This window comes from Priestia megaterium, assembly GCF_023824195.1.
In the GTDB taxonomy this organism is placed as follows: Bacteria; Bacillota; Bacilli; order Bacillales; family Bacillaceae_H; genus Priestia; species Priestia megaterium_D.
The window spans coordinates 5105197-5128065 of the sequence record NZ_CP085442.1 but is presented as its reverse complement, the minus strand read 5'-3'; the positions used below and the strand labels follow the sequence as shown (position 1 = coordinate 5128065).

Sequence of the window (22869 nt, the reverse complement as noted above, 5' to 3'; positions counted from 1 at the left end):
ATGAGCCTGCATTTCAGCGTGCTAGCGAGTGGGAGCACAGGAAATGCGATTTTAGTAAGTGATGGAGAACATTCCTTACTAGTTGATGCAGGGCTGAGCGGAAAACAAATGGAAGCTCTATTTCAACAAGTAAATCGCAATATCCCGGATTTATCAGGAATTTTAGTGACTCACGAACATAGTGACCATATTAAAGGACTAGGTGTTCTGGCACGTAAATATAAGCTCCCTATTTTCGCAAATGAAAAAACGTGGAAAGCAATGGATGGGTTGATCGGTAACATTGATATGGAACAGAAGTTTCACTTTGAAATTGGCCAAACGAAATCGTTTGGTCAATTGGAAGTGGAGTCTTTTGGTGTTTCGCATGATGCTGCAGAGCCTATGTTTTATGTCTTTCATCAAGGGTCTAAAAAATTAACCCTTATTACGGATACCGGCTATGTAAGTGACCGCATGAAAGGTACGATTAAAAATAGCGATATGTACGTATTTGAAAGCAATCATGATGTTGAAATGCTGAGAATGGGGCGTTACCCTTGGAGCATTAAAAGACGAATTCTAAGCGACGTGGGACATGTATCAAATGAAGACGCGGCTCTTGCAATGGCAGATGTGATTGGAGATCAAACCAAACGCATTTACTTAGCGCATTTGAGTCAAGACAATAACATGAAGGAAATTGCCCGCATGTCTGTTGCGCAAGTGTTACAACAAAAAGACATCAATGTAGAGGACAATATTCTTCTATGTGATACAGATCCAAAAAGACCAACTGATATTGTTTATGTATAGTCTCCAGAAAGGAAGCGAAAAATAACTTCATTTAGTACGTGAATGCAGACATTCACGATGATAAATGAAGGGTTCGGTGATAGTGTGGAACATTATGATGAAGGCCAAGAGCCAAATAGTCGGCCGCCTAAACGCCGCAGAGGATATTTCGCTTCTGCTCTGATTGGAGCAATTATAGGTGCACTTATTGTACTGCTTCTTATGCCAGCCTTGGTGAGGAACGGGATTTTGCCAGATGGATGGATGACGGATGAAAATAGAGATGAACAAACAGGATCTACCATCCAAAAGTCAGTATCTCTTGACGTCACTACGGCCGTCACAAAAGCTGTTTCTGAAGCCAATGCAGCAGTTGTAGGAGTTGTAAACATTCAGAACTCTGAAAGCTTTTGGAATGATGAACGAACTGATGCCGGGACGGGCTCAGGTGTTATTTACAAAAAGCAAGGCAATAAAGCTTATATTGTGACAAACTATCATGTCATTAAAGGCGCTAACGAAATTGAAGTGAGCTTCAGTAACGGTACAAGGGTATCGGCTAAAATTCTTGGCAGCGATGATTTAATGGACTTAGCAGTTCTTGAAATTGACGCAGGCCACGTGACAAAAGTGGCTACCTTCGGAAATTCGGATAAGCTTAAAGCTGGTGAACCAGTAATTGCTATCGGAAACCCGCTAGGCCTTCAATTTTCTGGCTCCGTTACACAAGGAGTTGTCTCAGGGGTTAACCGTGTCATTCCTCAAGATTTGAATGGCGATGGAAATCCTGATTGGCAATCAGAAGTTATTCAAACAGATGCCGCCATTAACCCTGGTAATAGCGGGGGTGCTCTTGTTAATATTGATGGTGAATTAATCGGTATTAATTCCATGAAAATTGCCCAAGAAGCAGTAGAAGGCATTGGTCTTGCGATTCCAATCAACATGGCTAGACCCATTATTAATGACTTAGAACGATATGGTGAAGTCAGACGTCCGTATCTTGGAGTTAGTACACTATCATTAAGTGAGGTATCAGGGTATCATTTAAAAGAAACCCTTAAGTTACCGCATGAGGTAGTAAACGGAGTCGCTGTTCTAAAAGTCGAGCCAGGGTCGCCAGCCGCTAAAGCCGGATTGAAGGAATATGATGTGATTGTTGAGTTAGATCACAGCAAAGTAAGGGACATGGCGACACTTCGCAAACACCTCTACATTGAAAAAGAAATTGGCGATAAAATGAACGTAACGTTCTATCGCGATGGCAAAAAGAAATCCACAGAAGTAAAATTAACGCGTCAAATGAAGTAAAATAAAAGTTATCCACAGGGGATAAACTCCTGTGGTTTTTTAATGAAAAGAATAGAGAAAGGAAGATAAATACATGAAGATATATTGCTGTTTAGAACATACAGAACTAGCGCTGGATGTAATGGTAGATGAGATTGAGCTAGCGCCGGTTTTTGAAAAAATAGAAAATTCCACTGACAAAAAAAGCTGTGAATATTGTGACAATGAAGCTGTATATGTAGTAGGGAACTAATATTCTTATACAAAATGTGGATACAGCATGTGGATATGTGGATAATATCTGTGGATAAGAGATAAAGGAGAGGAGAATAGCCTGTGAATATCTCTATTATAACCATTGGGAAGCTAAAAGAAAAATACTTAAAACAAGGCATTCAAGAATATTTAAAGCGTTTATCAAGCTATGCAAAAGTAGAAATTATTGAGCTTGCAGATGAAAAAGCGCCAGAAAACTTAAGTGAATCTGAAATGGAACAGGTGAAACAAAAAGAAGGAGAGCGCATCTTAGCGAAAATCTCAGACGACACTCACGTTATCGCATTAGCTATTAACGGAAAACAAAAATCTTCAGAGGAACTCGCAAAAGAAATCGATTCATTAGCTACTTACGGAAAAAGCAAAATAGCGTTTGTCATTGGTGGGTCGCTTGGTTTAAGCAGCGAAGTAATGAAACGCTCAAACGCAGCCCTTTCTTTTTCAAAAATGACGTTTCCTCATCAGCTTATGCGCCTAGTATTAGTAGAACAGATTTACCGAGCTTTTCGTATTATTCGAAATGAACCTTATCATAAATAGAACGTGTGGATATTTTTTCATTAAAAGCTGAGACAGAAGGAAATGTAAAACCTTCTGCCTCAGCTTTTATCATATGTGGATAAATAGCACACATTTATAAAAAAGAGAGAAAAGAACAAAAGGTTCTTCTCTCCGATAAAATGTTAGAACAATTGAGTTTAAACAAACGAGTTATTTAAGAAACAGAAAAACCTTCGTCTTCTTTCACTCCAGCTTTGTCTTTAAACTCATCAAGCAACGCACGCACTTCGTCAGTCGTTTCCGTGCTCATGAGTAGATTTCTTAATTCACTTGCACCGCGGAATCCGCGAACGTAAATTTTGAAAAAGCGTCGAAGCGGTTTAAAAGGGCGCGGCTCTAATTCTTCAGAATACTTATCATGAAGATCTAGCTGCAGGCGAAGAAGTTCTAATAGCTCTTCGCTTGTGTGCTCTTTCTTTTCTTTTTCAAACGCAAACGGATTATGGAAAATTCCGCGTCCAATCATGATTCCATCAACGCCGTACTTTTCAGCAAGTTCAAGACCTTTCTGGCGGTCAGGAATATCACCGTTAATTGTTAGTAGCGTATGAGGCGAAATTTCGTCACGAAGCTTCTTGATCTCCGGAATTAACTCCCAGTGCGCGTCAACATCGCTCATTTCTTTTTTCGTACGAAGGTGAATAGAAAGGTTCACGATATCCTGTTCTAAAATGTGCTTCAGCCAGTCGTACCACTCGTCAACTTGCGTATAGCCAAGACGAGTCTTTACGCTTACTGGAAGCCCTCCAGCTTTTGCTGCTTGGATAATCTCAGCCGCAGTATCTGGGCGACGAATCAGACCAGAACCTTTTCCGTTTCCTGCAACGTTCTGCACAGGACAGCCCATATTAATATCAATGCCGCGAAAGCCCATTTCGGCCATGCCAATACTCATTTGACGGAAGTATTCAGGCTTGTCTCCCCAAATGTGCGCAACGATTGGCTGTTCATCATCTGTAAACGTCAAACGTCCTTTTACGCTATCTTTTCCTTTCGGATGACAGTAGCTTTCCGTATTCGTAAACTCTGTAAAAAATACGTCAGGTCGTGCTGCTTCAGTCACAACATGGCGAAAAACGACATCCGTCACAGCTTCCATCGGTGCCAAAATAAAAAACGGACGCGGCAACTCATGCCAAAAATTATCTTTCATCTTATATCTAAACCCTTTCTTTTAGGGAAAACATATTCCCAAAATTAAAAAGTGTAATTTCTTTTATCAGGTTGAATGCCAGTATAAACTTCAACCAATATATACTTTAATGGTATGGAACGAAAAGTGCAAGGGAACGAGACATTTTGTTTGGCTGGAAATACTTATCGAAACAAATTCTATATCTAGCATTAGTGGGGAATAAGCAATTAAAGGCAAGGTTGAAGAGATGTAGCGGATACCTACGAATAAATATGCTAATACGTTTGGTTTGGGGCTAGGAACTTTCTTCAAGGATATTATAAAGTATTCATCATAACTATGATTACGATAAACGGTTTTATAAATAACTTCTACTATATAATATATAAAAAAACACGTCTGTTACTACACAACAGACGTGGCTTCATTACGTATTACTGCTTTTTGTAAGGAGCGCCGTCCTTAGAAGGCAGTCCAGAAATGTATCCGACACCACCTGTTTCTTGAATGCCAATGCTTTCTTTCATTGCATTAGCTAGCTCTTCTTTATCAACAGCGGTAATATTTTTGTCGCTGATGTCCTCGCCCGGGTGCTGATAGTTGCTTAGTAAGTAGCGAGAGTTTTTAATGTTTTCTACTGCACGAAGTCCTGTTGCTTCTGCTCCCACTGGAACTGAAAGAATGCGTGATAGTTTTTTGGTTTTTACATTATAAGCCCATACGAAGTTGTTTGTGTGCAGTGAGCTGTCTTCTCCGATAAATAGTGTATTCAAATCATTTGAATACGTAAGGTTATCAGGGTTGGCAATTTTATTTGGATCCGCTGTATTACCGTATGCATCTGCTTTTTCTAGGTCTTGTCCAATCAGTAGTCCTTCCATGCTTGCAGGAACGTAGCGACTGTTAATCTTGCCTTTTGCTTGGTCTTTTTGATGTGATCCTAAGTTCAGCTGGTAGGTTACGCCAGACTCTAGTTTTGGAAGCTGAATATCATCTTGTACAGCGCCAGGTTCTTTTAGCATGGCACTATTTTGGTAAGAAATAGCCATATACGCTTTTTTGTCTTTTTTATTAACCGTTAGTCCTTCCATTTTGTTGAATTCAGACGTGGCACCTAGAATCGCACCGTATCTGCGTGATTCTAAAAAGGCAGCTGCCTTTTCCATGCCAGGCTTTACTTTTAAATATTCAACTTTTTTACTTGCGGCGGTTTTTACAGCTTTAAATCCTTTTGTAGGCTGGTCGGCTGTTTCAAAAATATCACTAAATTTTGTGCCTTTGTCAATAATTGATTTCACTTCATTGTCTGTTGAATGACCAAGCTTAATCCACTGAAGGTCGCCTTTACCTCCATTTTTTGTGCTCGTTTGTTTGAACTTTGCAGCATAAAGAGTTCCTGCTGAGAAGTCTTTCTCCTTATCTGCTACATACATAAACATCATGGTATTAGATCCATCGTCTCCAAAAAGAGCGGTTTTATTATCTGGGAGTACCTGCATCATTTCGTGTGAAAAACGACCTGTGCTGTAATGTTTTACGACGGACGCATTGCCGCTTTCATCCACTGAAATTTCTGGAATCCAGCCATAGTAGTAAGGATTTGCTTTTGACGTGTCACCGAAATAAAGCTTAGCAAAGTTCGTGACGTCTTTATAAGAGCTAGATGAAGGGTCTTCAAAAGCACGTGCATCAGGCTCGTATTCTTCTGAACCAAGGTGAGTACCCCAATCCGTTGTAGAGCCATTACACGGCGTCCATAAACCATTTACATTAGAAAAATCAATTTTTTTAGCATGGTTGGCGGTTAGTTTTCCTGTTTTATCATCTCGGTCAACTTGTGTAAGCGTCATGGAAGCAGGAAGACCGGAAATCTCTTTTCCAGCATTATTAACAGATTCATATTCATAATGTGAAATAATATAAGACTTACCGTTGATGGTAATAAAGCTGTTTGAATCCGGTGCGTCTGATACGTACGGTGATGGCTTATCAGGAACGCTTCGGTCAATAATTGGATCCCCGTTTGCATCGATCGGTGTACCTGCAGCGATTAATTCCCCTTTATTATCGACAATTTTATCTTTTGAAAGAAAGAGCTGGTTATAGTTAAGCGACGCTTCTTCAACGCTTCCATCTTTATACGTTACTTTTACAGATGCCTCTGTATACGTTTTAATCATATTTTCAATCGTAGTAGGTGCTTTCATTGGCTGAAACTCGACGCTTTTGATTTGTTTTGGATGTTGAACTGGATGATGCTCTGCTGCAAAAGCAGAAGCGGCGCTAGAAGCTAAAAGAGTGAGAGATAGTCCAAGAGATACTCGTTTTTTCATGGTTGATAACCTCCAAATCATATTCATACATTTATTAAATCATTTGATTGTTGAGGAAATATAAAGAGAAGCGCTGGATTTGTTGAGCTGTTGTTAAGAACGTTGAACATTTATATGACAAGTTTAACTAGAAGTTATTCAGCTATCTTTCAGAATTTGTTCAGGTAGCATTCAGCTGGGCTTCACAGTGAATTCATGTTCCGCTCTTACAATAAACACATAGCTAAAGGCGACAAGAAGCGCTTTGGCTCGTACAGCAAAAGTGAAAGGTATTTTAGCAGAAAAAACGTTACTCCAATAGCGCTATTTTGATAAATGACCGTTGCTAAAACCTTTAGCTTGTGCTGTAAATACATTGGAAATTACGCGGAGGTATAATCATGATTGGAAAAGTATTAGCAGGAAAAGCAGTAGTAGCAAAAGCCGTGGGAGGTGCCACAATTGGAACAGCTATCGCTCTTGGTTCAATGACAAGTGCATTTGCTTCAGACGGCCAGCACATTACTTCAACAAAAGCGTCGGCTCATACCGAAGCGGCAACATATACGCAAGCTCAAGCAAAAGCAATTGCCTTAAAGAACTGCGGAGGAACGGTTCAATCAGTTTCTTTTGAAAATAACGCCTATACGTTTTTAATTCACGGACAAGATAATCAAGACCATCATGTGAAGGTAAATGCACATAGCGGAAAAGTGGTAAAGGTTGAAAAACTATCTTTTTCTCGAAGTGAGGCACAAGCAGTAGCGTTGAAAAACTGTGGAGGAACGGTTAAGTCGGTAGGCTTCAACGATGGAGTATATACGTTCTTAATTCACGGAAAAGATAGCCGTGATCACCACGTGAAAGTGAATGCACAAAGTGGAAAAGTGATTCAAATTCAAAGCGCTGCATTTACAAAAGCACAGATTCAAACGATTGCATTAAAAAATTGCGGAGGAACGATTCAATCAAGTTCATATGCAAATGATGTATACACATTTTTAATCCACGGAAAAGACAACAAAGATCACCATGTGAAAGTAAACGCTGAAACAGGAAAAGTAATCAAAGTCGAAGCGGTAAAGTTTACGCAAGAACAAGCTAAACAAGCTGCTCTTCAACAGCACAAAGGAACGGTTCAATCTGTTTCATTCAGTGAACAAGCATACACGTTTGTTATCAAAGGAACAGACAATGTAAAACATACTGTAAAAATCAGCCCTCAAACAGGAAAAGTATGCTGATTTGATAAAAAAGACGATTGCCGTGAAGCAATCGTCTTTTTTAAGTTAAGGGCAATACAATTTCAAAAGCAGTTCCTACATTCAATTTGCTTTCTACACGTATTTTTCCCCCGTGCAGCTCTATAATAGATGTGCTGATGGCCAAGCCTAAGCCTGCTCCTCCATATGCTCGAGAGCGTGAAGCATCAGCTTTGTAAAATCGTTCAAATAAATGAGGAAGGTGCTCTTGAGGAATGCCGTGACCGTTATCTTGTATTGTTAATGAAAGTTCTTTCTCTTTTACTTTTCCTATCACTTGAATAACTCCTGTAGTTGGGTTTGTATGCTGTACTGCGTTGGAAAATAAGTTTAAAACAACTTGTTTAAATTGATCTTTGTTAACTTCCGATGGTAAACGGCTTGGGAAGTCGAATAAAACTTTTCTGTTCCCAGCCAATAGCATTAATTGAGGTTTCATATCTAAAATCAATTCATCTACAAAACAGCACTCTTTTTGAAACGGCGGAAGTTGATCAAGCTGAGCAAGAAGCAGAAGATCCTGAATAAGTTTGCGCAGTCTTTTGGATTCACCATACATGCTTTTTAATGCGTCGTTTAATTGCTCCGGATTGCTGCTGGCTCCTCTTAATAAAACTTCTAAAAAGCCATGAATGGATGTAAGCGGCGTTCGCAGTTCATGAGAAGCATCCGCCACAAAGCGCCGCATTTGTTCTTTGGCCTCTGTTTCAGCTTTAAATGATTCTTCAAGACGCTCAAGCATTTCGTTAATAGAAAGAGAAAGGCGATCCATTTCGATTTGTCCTTGATTAACAGGCAAGCGGTCATGTAAGCTTCCTGCATTAATATGCTCCACTTTCTTATTAATAGTAAACAAAGGGATTAACGTCTGCTTTAACACAGAAGAAAAAACAAAAAAAGCAATGGTCATTGCAGTAAGTGAAAGCATTAAAAAGATCATCATTTGTCTGATTAACAGGTCTCTTAGTGATTCTGTGGGAGTATTGATTTGAATAACTCCCTGTATTTCTCCGTCAAAGACAATGGGTTTTAAAACAATGACTTGCTCTTGATGACCATCGATTTTTTTTATGAGGCTCATCGTGTTGTCCGGCTGTTTGATGTTTTTCATTACTTGTTTGTATGTAGATGCAGAAAGCTTAGGAAAGTAAGAATGATGTGGATCCTTAGCCAGCCGTAAAAATGTGATTTTTTGATTGATAAAGGTAATATTAACACCCGGGAAATAAACCATTGGTCTTGATCTTTTTACATTCTGGCTTGTTTCAATATCATGTTTCCAGACATCATCAGGAATCAAATGAATTTGATCTTCGATGCTTCTAATTTTGTTTGTGTAGATAAATTGCTTCATGAACACGTATTGAAACAAGCCTATCAGTATCAGTAAACTCAAAATAACAAGCAAACTTCTGAATAAGAGCTGAAGGCGAAGAGAGTTCAGCGGAAAGAACCGTTTGTACTTCATGAAATATCAATCCGATACCCTACACCGCGAAGCGTTCGAATAACGGTTCGGCTATGGTCCTGTAATTTTTCTCTCAGTGATCGAATGTATACTTCTACAATGTTTTCTTCTCCTCCAAAATCATATCCCCACACTCGATCTAAAATGGTGGATTTACTTAGTACGAGACCGTGATTAATAACCAAGAATTTTAAGAGTGCATATTCAGTAGGGGATAAATCAAGTATGTGATTAAGGTATTTAATTTCTTTGCGGCGGTCATCAATTTTAAATGGACCGATTGATACTTCGTCTAATAAGTTGGGAAATTGATTGCGGATTCTAGCTTGAATGCGCGCAAGAAGTTCTTCAAAACTGAAAGGTTTGACCATATAATCATCTGCTCCAATAGTCAGCCCTTTTACCCGGTCGTCTACTTGATCTTTTGCTGTTAGCATGATGACAGCTATATTCCCCATTTTCTTCAACAAGCGGCATACTTCAAATCCATCCATTCCTGGAAGCATAACATCTACAATAGCGATATGAGGCTTGAATTCTTTGGCTATATTAATTCCTTCAATTCCGTCTTGGGCAGCTTTGATATCAAATCCTTCATTCGTTAAACCTAAAGATAAAAACTGTAAAATAGTTGGTTCGTCATCTATAAGCAAGACTTTAATTCCTTTTAGTTGTTCCATCATGGTGAAAACTCCTTTGCTCCTCTACTTTCTATTATGCTTTTTTATCTGAAACAGCACTGAATAATAGCTGAAAGCAAGCTGAAAAATAGTAGCTATTCTTATATCTTCAGCTAACTTTAAGCTTCTATTCGTCTTATTCTCAGAAATCTTTTGCATAATGAACGGCGTACTAGATAAAACACCATAAATTAGACGGAAAGTCTAATGGTGAAAGAGGAGGAAATTTAAGGATGATTAAATGGGCAAAAGTATTGTCTACATCTGCTTTAGGAACTGCAATTGCATTTAGCTCTATTACAACGAGTCACGCTGCAGAAATGAAGACAGCGAAAGCAGAAACAACTGAACATGTGAGTATCTCGCAAGCTCAGGCAAAAGGTATTGCTCTGCAAGATTGCGAAGGGACGGTCACATCTACGGAATTTAAGCAGGAATCAAGTGTGTATGTAATTACAATTGTAACGAATAACCTGGAGCAAAGAATCGTAGAAGTAAATGCAAGTACTGGAAAAGTAGTAAAGAAGCAAGAAGTGCAGTTATGGACACAAAATCAAGTGAAAGAATCCGTTTCTAAGCAGTATAAAGGCGTTATTCAATCTATTACATTTAACAAAGAAACGCGTGAATATACGTTAACTGTAGTAGATGGCAAAGTAGAATATACGCTAACCGTGGATGGTCTAACGGGGAAAGTCATTCATGAGAATAAAAAAGAGCTGCAGCTAATGTCAGAGCAAAAAATAAAAGAAGCAATTGTTAAACAATATAGTGGTTACGTATATAGTCTAGAGTTTAAAGAATCCGCTAGTCAGTATGTCGCAGTGATTCTTAAAGATAGCACTCAATATACAATAACGTTAGATGCTTTCACAGGAAAAGTAGTTAATACTTCTCAGCAAGCAGTGAAGCTATTAACGAGACAAGATGCAAAAGAACTTGCATTGGCTACATATGCAGGTAAGGTGAGAATGGTAGAATATGATCAAAACGCAGCGATTTTCACAGTAAAAATAATCAAAGATAATACGGAATATACAGTTACAATCGATGCGGTTTCGGGTGAAATCACACATGTAAAACAAGATAAGCTTCAGCCATTAACTGAGAACGCTGTAAAAGTTCTTGCTTTAAAACATCAAGAAGGAAAAGTAGAGCATATTGAGCTTATAACAGAAAACTCAATAACTGTATACGTAGTAACCTTAGTGAGCGGAAGCAAGCAGCAGACGCTTAAGTTCGATGCTTATACGGGACAAGAGTGCTCATAATTTTTTATCTTAAAACATAAAACATACATTTCATTTTTCATTCATATCAAGCAGAGGGTGCTTCAAGGCATCCTCTGCTTTTCTATTTATAACTAAAAACGGGGCTGTTTATCTATGTTAAGATAAATGTAGATTATTGTTGTAAAATGGATAGGACTAGAATGAAATAAATTAAATAGATAGGGTGTACACATGAGAAAAGAAGTACAAGTTATAGCCAAAGAAGCTTTTATTAAAAAAGTGAACAAGGGTTATCCACTCATTGAAAAAGATGCGCTTGTTGATGGTCATAAACTGCAAGAAGAAGGCGTTATTATTAACTTAGTTACTCCGAAGAATCAATTTTTAGCAAAAGGCTATTATGGAAAACAAAATAAAGGTTATGGATGGATTCTTACGAAGAAGAAAAGTGAGCAAATTGACGCGGCGTTTTTTGCACGAAAAATTCAGCGAGCTATTGCCTCTCGTCATGATTTTTATGCGTCTGAAGACACAACTGCTTTTCGCGTATTTAATAGTGAAGGTGACGGAATCGGCGGCTTGATTATTGATTATTATGACGGATATTACGTCATGAGTTGGTATAGTGAAGGAATTTATCAATTTAAAGAATACGTCATTGAAGCCTTAAAGTCTGCGCCTAACTTTAAAGGGCTGTACCAGAAAAAACGCTTTAACGTAAAAGGGCAGTATATTGAAGAAGATGATTTTGTAACAGGAGATAAAGGTGAATTCCCTTTAATTGTAAAAGAAAATGGTATTCGTTTTGCCGTTTACTTAAATGACGGAGCGATGGTTGGGGTCTTTTTAGATCAGCGAGACGTCCGTAAAACGATTCGAGATAAATATGCAAAAGGAAAGACCGTGCTAAATATGTTTTCGTATACAGGCGCATTTTCAGTGGCGGCCGCTCTTGGAGGAGCTGCGAAAACAACAAGTGTCGATTTAGCCAATCGCAGCTTGGCAAAAACAATTGAGCAATTTAGTGTAAATGGAATTGATCATGAGGCACAGGACATTATTGTAGAAGATGTTTTCAAGTATTTTAAATATGCGGTCAAGAAGAACATGACCTTCGATCTTGTGGTGCTAGATCCGCCGAGCTTTGCTAAGTCGAAAAAGCATACGTTTAGCGCGGCAAAAGACTACAAAGATTTATTAAAAGAAGCCATTGCTCTTACAAAGCCAAACGGTGTCATTGTAGCATCTACGAACGCAAGCAATTTTGATATGAAAAAATTCCATTCGTTTATTGAAAAAGCTTTTAATGAAAAAGGGGAACGGTACAAAATGATGGAGCAGTTCGCTCTTCCATCTGATTTTAAAACAATAAAAGAATTTAAGTCAGGTAATTATTTAAAAGTCGTGTTTATTCAAAAAGTAAATCGCTAAATACAAAAAAGCTGGGACAAAAGTATTTTAGCCCAAGTGAAAAACGAACCATTGATCAACATGTTTGATTAGCGGTTCGTTTTTTTTATAGTGAACGTAGGTTTCATCTGTTGAGTTCCTTCTAGCAGCTGATTGGAGGGCAAGGCGAAGACTCCTGCGGGAAAAGCGGAAGGGATGAGACCCCGCAGGAACGCAAGCGACGAGGAGGATTATCGGTCGCCCGCGGAAAGCGAAACCTTTCACGGAAATCAACTGCGGTGTAACAAGCAATCCATGTAAGCCCATGTATCCCATTTGTGAGCTTTAGATTGAATTCATTTAGTTATGTCTCAACCTCTTATTTATTGTGAATAAAATAACGCTTACAAGCTATTTTGAAACGAATAAAATGAAGGTAAAAGATAAATATTGTCAATATGTATGATAAAATAATAAATGAATTATGCTCAACACTTCACAATTTTACAATATCATCCTTATGAAACGTATTTTTACAATTATTTTATTTTAAATGGGATAAGTATTGGGTACGAAGTAGAAAGAGCATACTACTACTATTATTTAAAAACATGAAAGGAGAAAGATTATGGCTGAAACAACAAAAAAGCCTGCCGGCGAAGTGAAATTTATTCCTTTATTAATTTGTCTGGCAATCGGACTTGTTTTATGGTTTATTACACCTCCGTCCGGACTTGATGTGAAGGCTTGGCACTTATTCGCTATTTTTGTGGCTACTATCGTAGGGCTTATCATTAAACCATTGCCATTAGGCAGTGTAGCTATTTTATCTTTAACCATTATTGTATTAACTAATACATTAACACTTGAACAATCGCTCAGCGGTTTTCAAAATACGACGATTTGGTTAATCGTTATTGCATTCTTTATTTCTAGAGGTTTTATTAAGACTGGTCTAGGAACAAGGGTTGCCTATATCTTTGTTCGTTTGTTCGGTAAAAAGACGTTGGGACTATCGTATTCTCTTATCGTAAGTGACTTGCTTTTATCACCTGCAATGCCGTCTAATACAGCACGAGCTGGAGGAATTATTCTTCCAATCATTCGTTCTTTATCTGAAACATATGGATCAAGAGCTGGGGATGGTACGGAGCGCAGAGTCGGTGCTTTCTTGACAAAAGTATCGTTTCAAGCAGATATGATTACATCCGCTATGTTCGTAACGGCAATGGCGGCCAATCCTCTTGCTGTTAAAATGACAGAACAAATTACAGGAAAGACTATTTCATGGGTTGGCTGGGCAGCAGCTGCAATTGTACCTGGAATTATTAGTTTAATTGTTATTCCGCTTGTTATTTATAAGCTGTATCCGCCAGAATTAAAAGAAACACCGGAAGCATCTGAAATTGCAGTGAAAAAATTGAATGAGATGGGTCCGCTAAAGAAAGAAGAATGGTACATGATTGGCGTATTTTTACTTCTTCTTGTGCTGTGGATTTTTGGGGCTAATTTAAATATTAATGCAACAACAACTGCTTTTATTGGTCTATGTACGCTGCTTTTAACGCAAGTATTAAGCTGGTCGGACATCAAAAAAGAACAGGGAGCATGGGATACATTAGTCTGGTTTGCTGTTTTGGTTATGATGGCAACCTTCTTAAATGATCTAGGCATGATCCCTTGGTTCAGTGATTTGATGAAAGGCACTGTTAGTCATATGTCTTGGATGACGGCGTTGATTGTACTAGCTGTTGCGTATTTTTATTCTCACTACTTTTTTGCGAGTAATACGGCTCACGTCAGCGCTATGTACGCAGCATTTTTATCTGTCATCGTGGCCGCTGGTGCGCCTCCGTTACTGTCAGCATTAATTTTAGCGTTCTTTAGCAATTTATTTGGCTGTTTAACTCACTACGGCAGTGGACCGGCACCGGTGTTCTTCGGTAGTGGATACGTAACGCAGCAAAAATGGTGGTCGCTCGGCTTTTTAATTTCAATTATTCATATTATCATTTGGATTGGAATTGGCGGCTTGTGGTGGAAACTGCTAGGTCTATGGTAAAAAAACAGTGGCGCAGGCCACTGTTTTTTTATGCTTCAGCCCAAACGGATACAGAGCCGCCATTTGCAGGGAACTGTCCGTAGCCATCTTCTTCAATCACAACTTGATCTTCTCGGTTGTTTGTGAAGTCGATCCACGTTTGTCCGCTTCGGTGCTCACCGACGAACATTCTCTTTTCGCCATCTTCGCCGTTTGACATCACCACAGCGCATCCAGACTTCTCAAATTCCTCTGCACCATGCCTTACCCATCCAATGGTATTCGGGTGATCAAAATAATCGTCTTGCTGACCGTATGCTTTGTCATAGCGTACGTGCAAGAGAGCGGAAATATCTTTTTCTTTTCCCTCAATTGGGTGCTCTCCGCCTATCCCAAAATAGTCTCCGTAAAACACACAAGGATAGCCGTCTTCACGAAGTAAAATTAGAGCGTAAGCACTTTGTTTAAACCAGTCTTCTACCCAAGATTCTAAAGATTCATTTGGCTGAGAGTCATGGTTATCTACAAATGTGACAACATTCAAAGGGTGAGTTTTGACTAATGTATCATCAAAAATCGTGGTTAAATCAAAATCTCTTCCTTGCTGAGAGGCTTCATGCAGTTTATAGTGCAGCGATACGTCAAACAAATCGATTTGATAATCAATCACGTCTAGGAATTCCTGACAGGCTGTTAACTCTGGATTCCAAAACTCTCCCACAAAATAAAATGGCTTTTCTTGAGAAGAGGACAATTCGTGGGCAAACTCTTTAATAAAATCATGGTTAATATGTTTAATGGCGTCTAATCGATAACCGTCGCACTGCAGGGTGTCTGCTAGCCATTTTCCCCATTTGATCATTTCTTCCCGAACTTCAGGGTGATCGTAATCAATATTCGCAAACATTAAATAATCGTAGTTGCCAAATTCTTGATCGACATTTTCGTTCCAGCTTTTGTTTTCCCCGGCAATGCGAAAAACGCCTTCTTTTCCATTTTTATCATCGTAATCAGTGCCATTAAAATGATTAAAGTTCCATTTGAAAGAAGAATATTGATCGCCGCGCCCTTCAAATGTAAACTTTGTCCACCCTTCAATTTCAAAAGGTTCAGAAATTTCTTCTGTTCGGTTCATGGGGTCTACTTCAATGACGTGGAACGTTTCTTTTTCATCTGCTGCAGCTTTATGATTCATCACAATATCCACATAGACATTAATTCCGTGATTATGACAGGCATCAATCGCTTCATGCAGCTCTTGCTTGGTTCCATACTTTGTGCGAACGGTTCCTTTTTGATCAAACTCGCCAAGATCGTATAAGTCGTAAACGCCGTAGCCATTATCCTCTGATGAAACACCTTTTGTAACCGGGGGAATCCACACGGAATCAATTCCTTGTTCTTTTAGTTGAGGAGCGAGCTCTTTGAGGCGTTGCCAATGCTCGCCATCAGCTGGCACATGCCATTCGAAAAATTGCATAATTGTATGATTCCGTTCCAAGTTAAATCATCCTCCTTTTAAATAAAAAGATATAATCGCTCAAGGATAGTTCTTTAAAATCAAATGAGGAATTGATTATATTTTTTTCTTTTAACGTTCCTGTTATCCCTATTCCTTAAACCTTTTTCAATATATGAAGCTTAAGAAAATCTTAAAATGTTTTCTTCTTTTTTCTTGAAAAATGCAGTTTACAGTAAAACCCATAGACGAAATGACCCATGATATACTTTTGAAAGGAGTGCGAGAAATCAATGAACGAATATGTGGTTTTAGTTGTAGGTGATGAGCTGTTTGAACGATTTAAAAGAGGGGACACCTCAAGACAAACCGATGGCTCCGGACTTGGGTTAGCTATTGCTAAGTCAATTATTGATTTGCACGGAGGAGAATTGAATATTGAAATTGACGGAGATTTATTTAAAGTAACGATTACTCTTTAATGTGAGTGAATATAAACAGCATATCTAGTAAAAAAAGAGAAGCAACCTCATTATGCTGGTTGCTTCTCTTTTTTTAGCGTTATTAATTTTATTCCGCAACCGCAAAGAGTACTGTGCTTTAGTACTTTTATTTCTCTATCACACTGATTACATCTGATTTCTTGTCCAATCATTTCTTCATCCCTTCCTCTTTTTACAAGAATTTAAATAAGTATCCATAAAATATGGATACTTATTTATTGATAAAATGTTAAACTAATTGAGAATGAACGAGAATCTATAATGAGAAAAATACCTTTATTTTTTCATTTAGAAAACTGATAAATTTATTTTACTTGCTGCGGAAAAGATAATCCTAAACCATCTGCAATGCGTTTTCCGTACTCTGGATCCGCTTTGTAGAAGTGCTGAATTTGACGCAGTTTAATGTCTTCTTTTTCTACAGGCTTCATAGCTTCAACGATGTTTGCAACTAGGCGTGTACGCTCGTCTTCGCTTAGAAGGCGGTATAAGTCACCTGCTTGCGTGTAATGGTCGTTATGATCATATGCAACACTATCCGCAACGCCTGAAACAGGGTATGCCGCTTGTTTGTTTTCATGAGATTCTGTCGGACCGCCAAAGCTGTTTGGCTCGTAGTAAACAGAACGGCCGCCGTTATCGTCAAAGCGCATTTGACCATCACGCTGATAGTTATTTACTTCATTGCGCGGATGGTTAATCGGTAGCGCTTGATGATTAGCACCTACGCGGTAGCGATGTGCGTCGCTGTATGCGAATAGTCGACCTTGCAGCATTTTATCAGGTGATACGTCAATTCCCGGTACAAGCGTTCCAGGTGAGAATGTAGCTTGCTCCACTTCTGCAAAATAATTTTCCGGATTGCGGTCCAAGACCATGCGACCCACTTCAATTAGCGGATAGTCTTTTTGTGACCATATCTTTGTGACATCAAACGGATCAAAGCGATACGTATCAGCGTCTTCTAATGGCATAATCTGAACGTACAGCTTCCATGAAGGAAAATCGCCTTTTTCAATAGCATTAAATAAATCTTCGGTATGATAATCTGGATTTTCACCAGCTAGCTTTGCGGCTACGTCTGGAGACAGGTTTTTCACGCCTTGCTCTGTTTTAAAGTGATACTTCACCCAGACGCCGTCTCCTTCGGCGTTAACCCATTTAAATGTGTGGCTGCCAAATCCATGCATATGGCGTAACGTTGCCGGGATACCGCGATCAGACATCAAAATAGAAACTTGATGCAAAGATTCAGGTGACAGGGACCAGAAATCCCACACGGCCGTTGGATTTTTTAAATGCGTGCGAGGGTCGCGTTTTTGTGTATGAATAAAGTCAGGGAATTTAATCGCATCTCGGATGAAAAATACAGGTGTATTGTTTCCGACTAAGTCGTAGTTTCCTTCTTCTGTATAAAACTTAACAGCAAATCCGCGAGGATCACGAACAGTATCTGCTGAGCCGTTTTCACCAGCTACTGTTGAAAAGCGAACAAATAGAGGTGTTCGTTTTCCTACTTCAGAAAGGAAAGCTGCTTTTGTATAGGTTGAAACATCGTTTGTCACTTCGAAATAACCGTGGGCACCGGCGCCTTTTGCGTGTACTACGCGTTCAGGAACACGCTCTCGGTTAAAATGGGCTAATTTCTCTAAAAGGTGAACATCTTGAATTAAAGTAGGGCCGCGTGAACCAGCGGTCATTGAATTTTGGTTATCTCCAACCGGAGCTCCCCAACTAGTCGTTAGGTTATTCTTGTTTGTTGTCATCTTAGAACCACCTCTTATTTGAATTTTATTATGTTAGAAACAATAATAACATTTTTAAATAAAAAATCAATACTATTTTATAATTATTATAATTAAACTTGTTGATTTTGAGATGTAGTCAGTGGGGGGGTATAAGCATGTGAAGTGTACGAACTATTTTAAAAATTTTCTGTATAGTATATTTAGTTTAATAATAAAAATGCTTGGTGTGCAATTATTTTGACCTGCTATTATTACATCAAAAACGAGGCTGAGACATAACGAAATCGATCCAATCTAAAGATGAACAACTGGAATAAAGGAGCTCCTATGGATCGCTTGTGACACCGCTGTTGATTTCCGTGCAAGACTTCGCTTTCCGCGGGCGGCCGATGAGCCTCCTCGCCGCTTACGCTCCTGCGGGGTCTCATCTGTTCCGTTTTTCACGCAGGAGTCTTCCCTGTGCCCTCCAACCAACAGCTAGAAGCCACTAAAGAGATTAAATCCATGTTAACCCTAAACAATGAAAAAATCCGAACGGTTTATCGTTCGGATCTTCCTTCAACCAACTAAACTACTTTTGTTCTAGCCTCGTTCGTTTTATATATTTTGTGATAAATTTGCTTTTGCTGCCAGCTCAGCCTGAGGCGTGCGCCAAAGCTGTGTCCATTTTTGAATCGCGGCTATCATAATAATGAGACCGAGTATAAGCATGATGATAGAAAGAGTCGCATTTAATATGCTGTAACCTGCCGCAGCTTCATTCAAATACACATTCTTAACCATCCAATAACCCGCATAGTTAACCGTTACGTAAAGGTAGGCTAGTGGAATAAGGCAAGTAAGCATATAGGAGCGTTTATCTGCAATTCTAAGAATGACGGTTGCTCCAATAATTAAACCAATAGAGGCCATTAACTGATTCGATACGCCGAACAGCGCCCAAACGGAGCCAATATCTCCTGAGAATAATAAGTACCCCCACATAAAACAGGCTAGGGCGCTTGCAAAAATTGACCCGGGAAGCCAGTCTACTCGCTTCAAAGGCTTATAAAATTCACCGAAAAAGTCTTGAATTAAATAGCGGGAAACGCGTGTGCCAGCGTCGATAGCAGTTAAAATAAACACTGCTTCAAACATAATGACGAATTGGAAAAAATAAGAAGACAGGTGGCTGAACCAAGGAATTTCCGTGAAGATGTACGTCATTCCTACAGCCAGTGTAACAGCGCCGCCTGTACGGCCTTCTAAGTTTAGACCAATCTCTTGGCTAAGCTGAGGAAGAGCTGTCACGTTCATACCGAGCGTTTTAAACACTTCAGGTGTAGAGTTGATTGCAAAATAGTCTCCAGGATGTAAAGCTGTTGCTGCAATTAATGCCATAATTCCTACTAAGCATTCGACTAACATCGCGCCGAAGCCTACAACTTTAATGTCACTCCAACGGTCGAGCATCTTAGGGGTTGTTCCTGAACCAACAAATGCATGGAAGCCGGAAATAGCACCGCAGGCGATCGTAATGGAAATGAACGGCCACACAGGTCCTGCTAAAATAGGGCCGCCTCCGTGAATAAATTCAGTAACTGCAGGAAATGGAATTGCTGGATTTACGAAAAACACGCCTACAATCAGCGCGATAAAGACACCGATTTTCATAAAGCTGCTTAAATAATCTCGAGGTGCTAAAAGCAGCCAAACGGGCAAGGCCGCTGCGAAAAATGCATAAACGGGAAGAATAATTGAAAGTGTTTTAATATCTAGCGTTAAAAAATCTCCTAAAGCTGTTCCTTGAATATAAGGACCGCTAAATACGGCGATTAAAATTAAAATAAAGCCGACGGTAGAAGCCGCTTTTAAATTACCGGTTTTTTTGTGGTAAATACCTACCCCCATTGCGATCGGAATCGTAATTCCAACAGCGAATGTGCCCCAAGGATTTTTCTCAAGTGCGTGTAACACGACCATAGATAAACCGGCCATTGTGATGGTAATGATAAAAAGCATAGCTAAACCTGTACAAAAACCAGCGACGGGTCCCAGCTCTTTTTTAGCCACTTCTGAAAGCGACTGGCCTTTTTGGCGCATAGATGCAAATAACACAACTGCATCGTGAACGGCTCCTCCGATTACAGCTCCTATTAAAAGCCAGAGCAGTCCGGGCAAATAGCCAAACTGAGCTGCTAAAATAGGTCCAACAAGCGGACCCGCAGCTGCAATAGCTGCAAAGTGATGACCAAATGTTACCCATCGGTTGGTTGGCACATAATCTTTTCCATCTTCAAGCTCATGTGCTGGCGTTTTTTGCGCATCGTTTAGTTTCAAGACCTTAACAGCCATGAATGTTCCATAAAGCCGATACGCAATCATTAAAATACAGATGGATCCAATAACAATCGTAACCGCATTCATTACAAATCCCCCTATCCCTTAGTTGTCTGATGTTTGTACTACTACACAACGTTATGTAATTGTGTGTTCCCCTTACAACTTTCATTATAAAAGAAGAAAGCGCTTTTATCACCAGTTTTTCCCTTAATTATTTAAAAAATTAGAAAGTTCAAATTCCCTTTGAAAAACTATAAGACTTTTCGCATAATCTCTGCTATAATTTTAAAAAAATTAGTACGCATTTAGGTGTTTTTAGTTAGGGAGATGAAAAGAGTGAACCATCGTCAAGAGTTACAAAATAGCAAGCGTATTGTAGTCAAAGTAGGGACATCTACGTTGACCTATGATAATGGAGATATTAACTTAGCACGCATTGAAAAACTAGCGCGTGTTTTATCTGATTTAATGAACGCAGGAAAAGAAGTTGTGCTTGTTACATCAGGTGCCGTTCAAGTGGGAGTAAAAAAACTAAAGTTAAAAGAAAAGCCAACTTCTATTCGAGAAAAACAAGCAGCGGCCTCTGTCGGGCAATGTGAGCTTATGCATATCTATAGTAAATTCTTTGGTGAGTACAGCCACATCGTTGGTCAAGTACTGTTAACGAAAGATGTAATCGAAGATGAACATGTGCGCAATAACGTTGTGAACACGTTTGAAAAATTAATTGAAGACAAAGTGATTCCTATTGTGAATGAAAACGATACAGTTGCAATCGATGAGATTGAAAACATCGTGCGTTTTGGAGATAACGATAATTTATCCGCCATTGTTTCAGTTTTGATTCACGCAGATTTACTTGTTATTTTATCTGATATTGACGGTTTCTTTGATTCAGATCCCACAAAAAACCCTAACTCTAAATTAATGAAAGTAATAGATGGCATCACACCGGAGCTTGAGAATTTTGCTGGAGATAGTGGAACTGACGTTGGAACAGGCGGAATGGTCACAAAGCTTACCGCTGCTAAAACAGCTACAAGTGCAGGTGTGAGCTTAATCTTAGCAAATGGTAAAGAGCCAAGTATTTTGCGAGATATTATTGAAGGCCAAGAAATTGGAACGTTATTCTTAAAACAAGCTGAAGGAGTAATGAAATGAGTGAATTGCAGCTTAAAGGAAAGCAGGCAAAAGATGCCTCTTATTTCTTAGGAAATGTAACGAGCGAACAAAAACAGCAAGCGCTTTATAAAATGGCGGCTGCTTTATTGAGTCAGCAAGCAGCGATTTTAAAAGCCAATGAATTAGACATAGAAAAAGCCGTTCAAAAAGGCACGTCAAAAGCGATGTTAGATCGCCTATCTTTAAATGAAGAGAGGATTCATGGAATGGCAGACGGCCTGCGCCAAGTAGCTGCGCTTGCGGATCCAGTAGGAGAAGTGCTGTCTATGGCGAAGCGACCAAATGGCTTACAAATTGGGCAGCAGCGTGTACCTATTGGTGTCATAGGAATTATTTATGAAGCACGTCCAAACGTTACATGTGATGCAGCAGGCTTATGCTTAAAAGCAGGAAATGCGGTTATTTTGCGCGGAGGCAGCGAGGCGTTTTATTCAAATCAAGCGATTGTTTCTGTATTATCTCAAGCAGCGGCAAGTGCAGGATTGCCTGAGCATAGTGTACAGCTTATTGAAGATACGTCGAGAGAAACAGCACTGGAGTTAATGAAACTAAATGAATATATCGATGTATTAATTCCTCGAGGCGGTGCTGGTTTAATTGAAGCGGTGGTAAAAAATGCAACGGTTCCCGTTATTGAGACAGGAACCGGGAACTGCCACATTTATGTTGATGAAGAATATGACCGTGACATGGCGGCCAATATTGTCATTAATGCAAAAACATCTCGTCCAGCGGTGTGTAACTCAGCCGAAAAGCTGATTATTCATGAACGAGCGGCTCATGAATTTTTGCCGATTATTGTTCAAGCGCTACGAGAGAAAGATGTAGAAGTACGCGGTGATAAACGTGCGCTAACAATCGTTCCAGATCTTGTTCCAGCAGGGGATGAGGATTGGAAGAAAGAATATCTAGATTTCATCATGGCGGTTAAAATCGTAGATGATATCGATGAAGCGATTTCCCATATTAATGTTCATAGTTCACATCACTCTGAAGCGATTGTAACAACAAATTATACTCATGCTCAGCGTTTTTTACAGCGCGTTAATTCAGCCGCTGTTTATGTGAATGCTTCAACGAGGTTTACGGACGGAGAAGAGTTTGGTTTCGGGGCAGAGATCGGAATTAGTACACAAAAGCTTCATGCGCGTGGACCGATGGGATTAAAGGAATTAACAACGCTAAAATATATTATTTACGGAGATGGACAAATTCGATAAAAAAGAAGCCTGAGG

19 protein-coding genes and 1 pseudogene are annotated in these 22869 nt (G+C 39.3%); 11 read left to right on the top strand and 9 right to left on the bottom strand.

The genetic code is table 11. The features are described from left to right. The 4 genes from LIS78_RS26615 (at position 1) to rlmH (ending at position 2880) form a co-directional block, all read left to right on the top strand. Positions 1 to 795, top strand: a complete 795-nt coding sequence (locus tag LIS78_RS26615) for an MBL fold metallo-hydrolase (protein WP_252284517.1) — start codon at positions 1 to 3, stop codon at positions 793 to 795. 57 nt (positions 796 to 852) lie between these two features. Continuing rightward, positions 853 to 2085 (top strand): S1C family serine protease, encoded by a 1233-nt coding sequence (locus LIS78_RS26610; protein WP_245210643.1) that lies wholly within the window; start codon positions 853 to 855, stop codon positions 2083 to 2085. Positions 2086 to 2158: 73 nt separating this feature from the next. Further along, positions 2159 to 2317, top strand: coding sequence for a CxxH/CxxC protein (locus LIS78_RS26605; RefSeq protein WP_013059901.1), 159 nt, complete (start codon positions 2159 to 2161; stop codon positions 2315 to 2317). An 83-nt stretch (positions 2318 to 2400) separates the two neighbouring features. Continuing rightward, positions 2401 to 2880 (top strand): 23S rRNA (pseudouridine(1915)-N(3))-methyltransferase RlmH, encoded by a 480-nt coding sequence (gene rlmH, locus LIS78_RS26600; protein WP_013085547.1) that lies wholly within the window; start codon positions 2401 to 2403, stop codon positions 2878 to 2880. Positions 2881 to 3055: 175 nt separating this feature from the next. Here the strand turns inward: rlmH and LIS78_RS26595 are convergent, their stop codons facing one another. Beyond that, positions 3056 to 4054 carry a tRNA dihydrouridine synthase gene (locus tag LIS78_RS26595; protein ID WP_209150807.1) on the bottom strand — a complete coding sequence of 333 codons (999 nt, stop codon included), beginning with the start codon at positions 4052 to 4054 and terminating at the stop codon, positions 3056 to 3058. A 416-nt stretch (positions 4055 to 4470) separates the two neighbouring features. Further along, on the bottom strand, positions 4471 to 6369 hold the full coding sequence (locus tag LIS78_RS26590) for a PhoX family protein (protein WP_252284516.1): 1899 nt from the start codon (positions 6367 to 6369) through the stop codon (positions 4471 to 4473). A gap of 380 nt (positions 6370 to 6749) precedes the next feature. On the opposite strand from LIS78_RS26590, the gene LIS78_RS26585 reads away from it, so the two are divergent. Beyond that, on the top strand, positions 6750 to 7592 hold the full coding sequence (locus tag LIS78_RS26585; protein WP_195781509.1) for a PepSY domain-containing protein: 843 nt from the start codon (positions 6750 to 6752) through the stop codon (positions 7590 to 7592). 40 nt (positions 7593 to 7632) lie between these two features. Here LIS78_RS26585 and LIS78_RS26580 read toward each other — a convergent pair whose 3' ends face one another. Then, complete coding sequence (locus tag LIS78_RS26580) at positions 7633 to 9078, bottom strand: sensor histidine kinase (RefSeq protein WP_252284515.1); 1446 nt, start codon at positions 9076 to 9078, stop codon at positions 7633 to 7635. Further along, the gene (locus tag LIS78_RS26575) at positions 9075 to 9758 is read right to left on the bottom strand and encodes a response regulator transcription factor (RefSeq protein ID WP_057244909.1); all 684 of its coding nucleotides are present in this window, start codon (positions 9756 to 9758) and stop codon (positions 9075 to 9077) included. The genes LIS78_RS26580 and LIS78_RS26575 overlap by 4 nt, the downstream gene beginning before the upstream one ends. A gap of 233 nt (positions 9759 to 9991) precedes the next feature. On the opposite strand from LIS78_RS26575, the gene LIS78_RS26570 reads away from it, so the two are divergent. From LIS78_RS26570 to LIS78_RS26560, 3 genes are all read left to right on the top strand, one after another. After that, entirely contained in the window at positions 9992 to 11029 is a 1038-nt protein-coding gene (locus tag LIS78_RS26570) for a PepSY domain-containing protein (protein ID WP_195781511.1), read from the top strand. Between the two features lie 192 nt (positions 11030 to 11221). Beyond that, entirely contained in the window at positions 11222 to 12421 is a 1200-nt protein-coding gene (locus LIS78_RS26565; RefSeq protein WP_195781512.1) for a class I SAM-dependent rRNA methyltransferase, read from the top strand. Positions 12422 to 13007: 586 nt separating this feature from the next. Further along, positions 13008 to 14441 carry an anion permease gene (locus LIS78_RS26560; RefSeq protein WP_209150804.1) on the top strand — a complete coding sequence of 478 codons (1434 nt, stop codon included), beginning with the start codon at positions 13008 to 13010 and terminating at the stop codon, positions 14439 to 14441. A gap of 28 nt (positions 14442 to 14469) precedes the next feature. On the opposite strand, the gene LIS78_RS26555 is transcribed toward LIS78_RS26560, so the two are convergent. Beyond that, positions 14470 to 15921 (bottom strand): alpha-amylase, encoded by a 1452-nt coding sequence (locus tag LIS78_RS26555; RefSeq protein ID WP_195781514.1) that lies wholly within the window; start codon positions 15919 to 15921, stop codon positions 14470 to 14472. A 281-nt stretch (positions 15922 to 16202) separates the two neighbouring features. On the opposite strand from LIS78_RS26555, the pseudogene LIS78_RS26550 reads away from it, so the two are divergent. Continuing rightward, a pseudogene (locus LIS78_RS26550) lies at positions 16203 to 16361 on the top strand (ATP-binding protein); the annotation flags it as partial. A 50-nt stretch (positions 16362 to 16411) separates the two neighbouring features. Here LIS78_RS26550 and LIS78_RS31525 read toward each other — a convergent pair. The 4 genes from LIS78_RS31525 to cstA form a co-directional block, all read right to left on the bottom strand. Continuing rightward, positions 16412 to 16534, bottom strand: a complete 123-nt coding sequence (locus LIS78_RS31525) for a hypothetical protein (protein WP_286676937.1) — start codon at positions 16532 to 16534, stop codon at positions 16412 to 16414. Between the two features lie 153 nt (positions 16535 to 16687). Further along, on the bottom strand, positions 16688 to 18148 hold the full coding sequence (gene katA / locus LIS78_RS26545; RefSeq protein WP_252284514.1) for a catalase KatA: 1461 nt from the start codon (positions 18146 to 18148) through the stop codon (positions 16688 to 16690). Between the two features lie 276 nt (positions 18149 to 18424). Further along, positions 18425 to 18604 (bottom strand): hypothetical protein, encoded by a 180-nt coding sequence (locus tag LIS78_RS26540; protein WP_229754507.1) that lies wholly within the window; start codon positions 18602 to 18604, stop codon positions 18425 to 18427. Positions 18605 to 18727: 123 nt separating this feature from the next. Then, the gene (gene cstA / locus LIS78_RS26535) at positions 18728 to 20536 is read right to left on the bottom strand and encodes a carbon starvation protein CstA (RefSeq protein ID WP_014457699.1); all 1809 of its coding nucleotides are present in this window, start codon (positions 20534 to 20536) and stop codon (positions 18728 to 18730) included. A 243-nt stretch (positions 20537 to 20779) separates the two neighbouring features. On the opposite strand from cstA, the gene proB reads away from it, so the two are divergent. After that, on the top strand, positions 20780 to 21613 hold the full coding sequence (gene proB / locus LIS78_RS26530; RefSeq protein ID WP_014457700.1) for a glutamate 5-kinase: 834 nt from the start codon (positions 20780 to 20782) through the stop codon (positions 21611 to 21613). After that, entirely contained in the window at positions 21610 to 22854 is a 1245-nt protein-coding gene (locus tag LIS78_RS26525; protein ID WP_195781516.1) for a glutamate-5-semialdehyde dehydrogenase, read from the top strand. Before proB ends, LIS78_RS26525 begins: the two co-directional genes overlap by 4 nt. Positions 22855 to 22869: the final 15 nt, after the last annotated feature.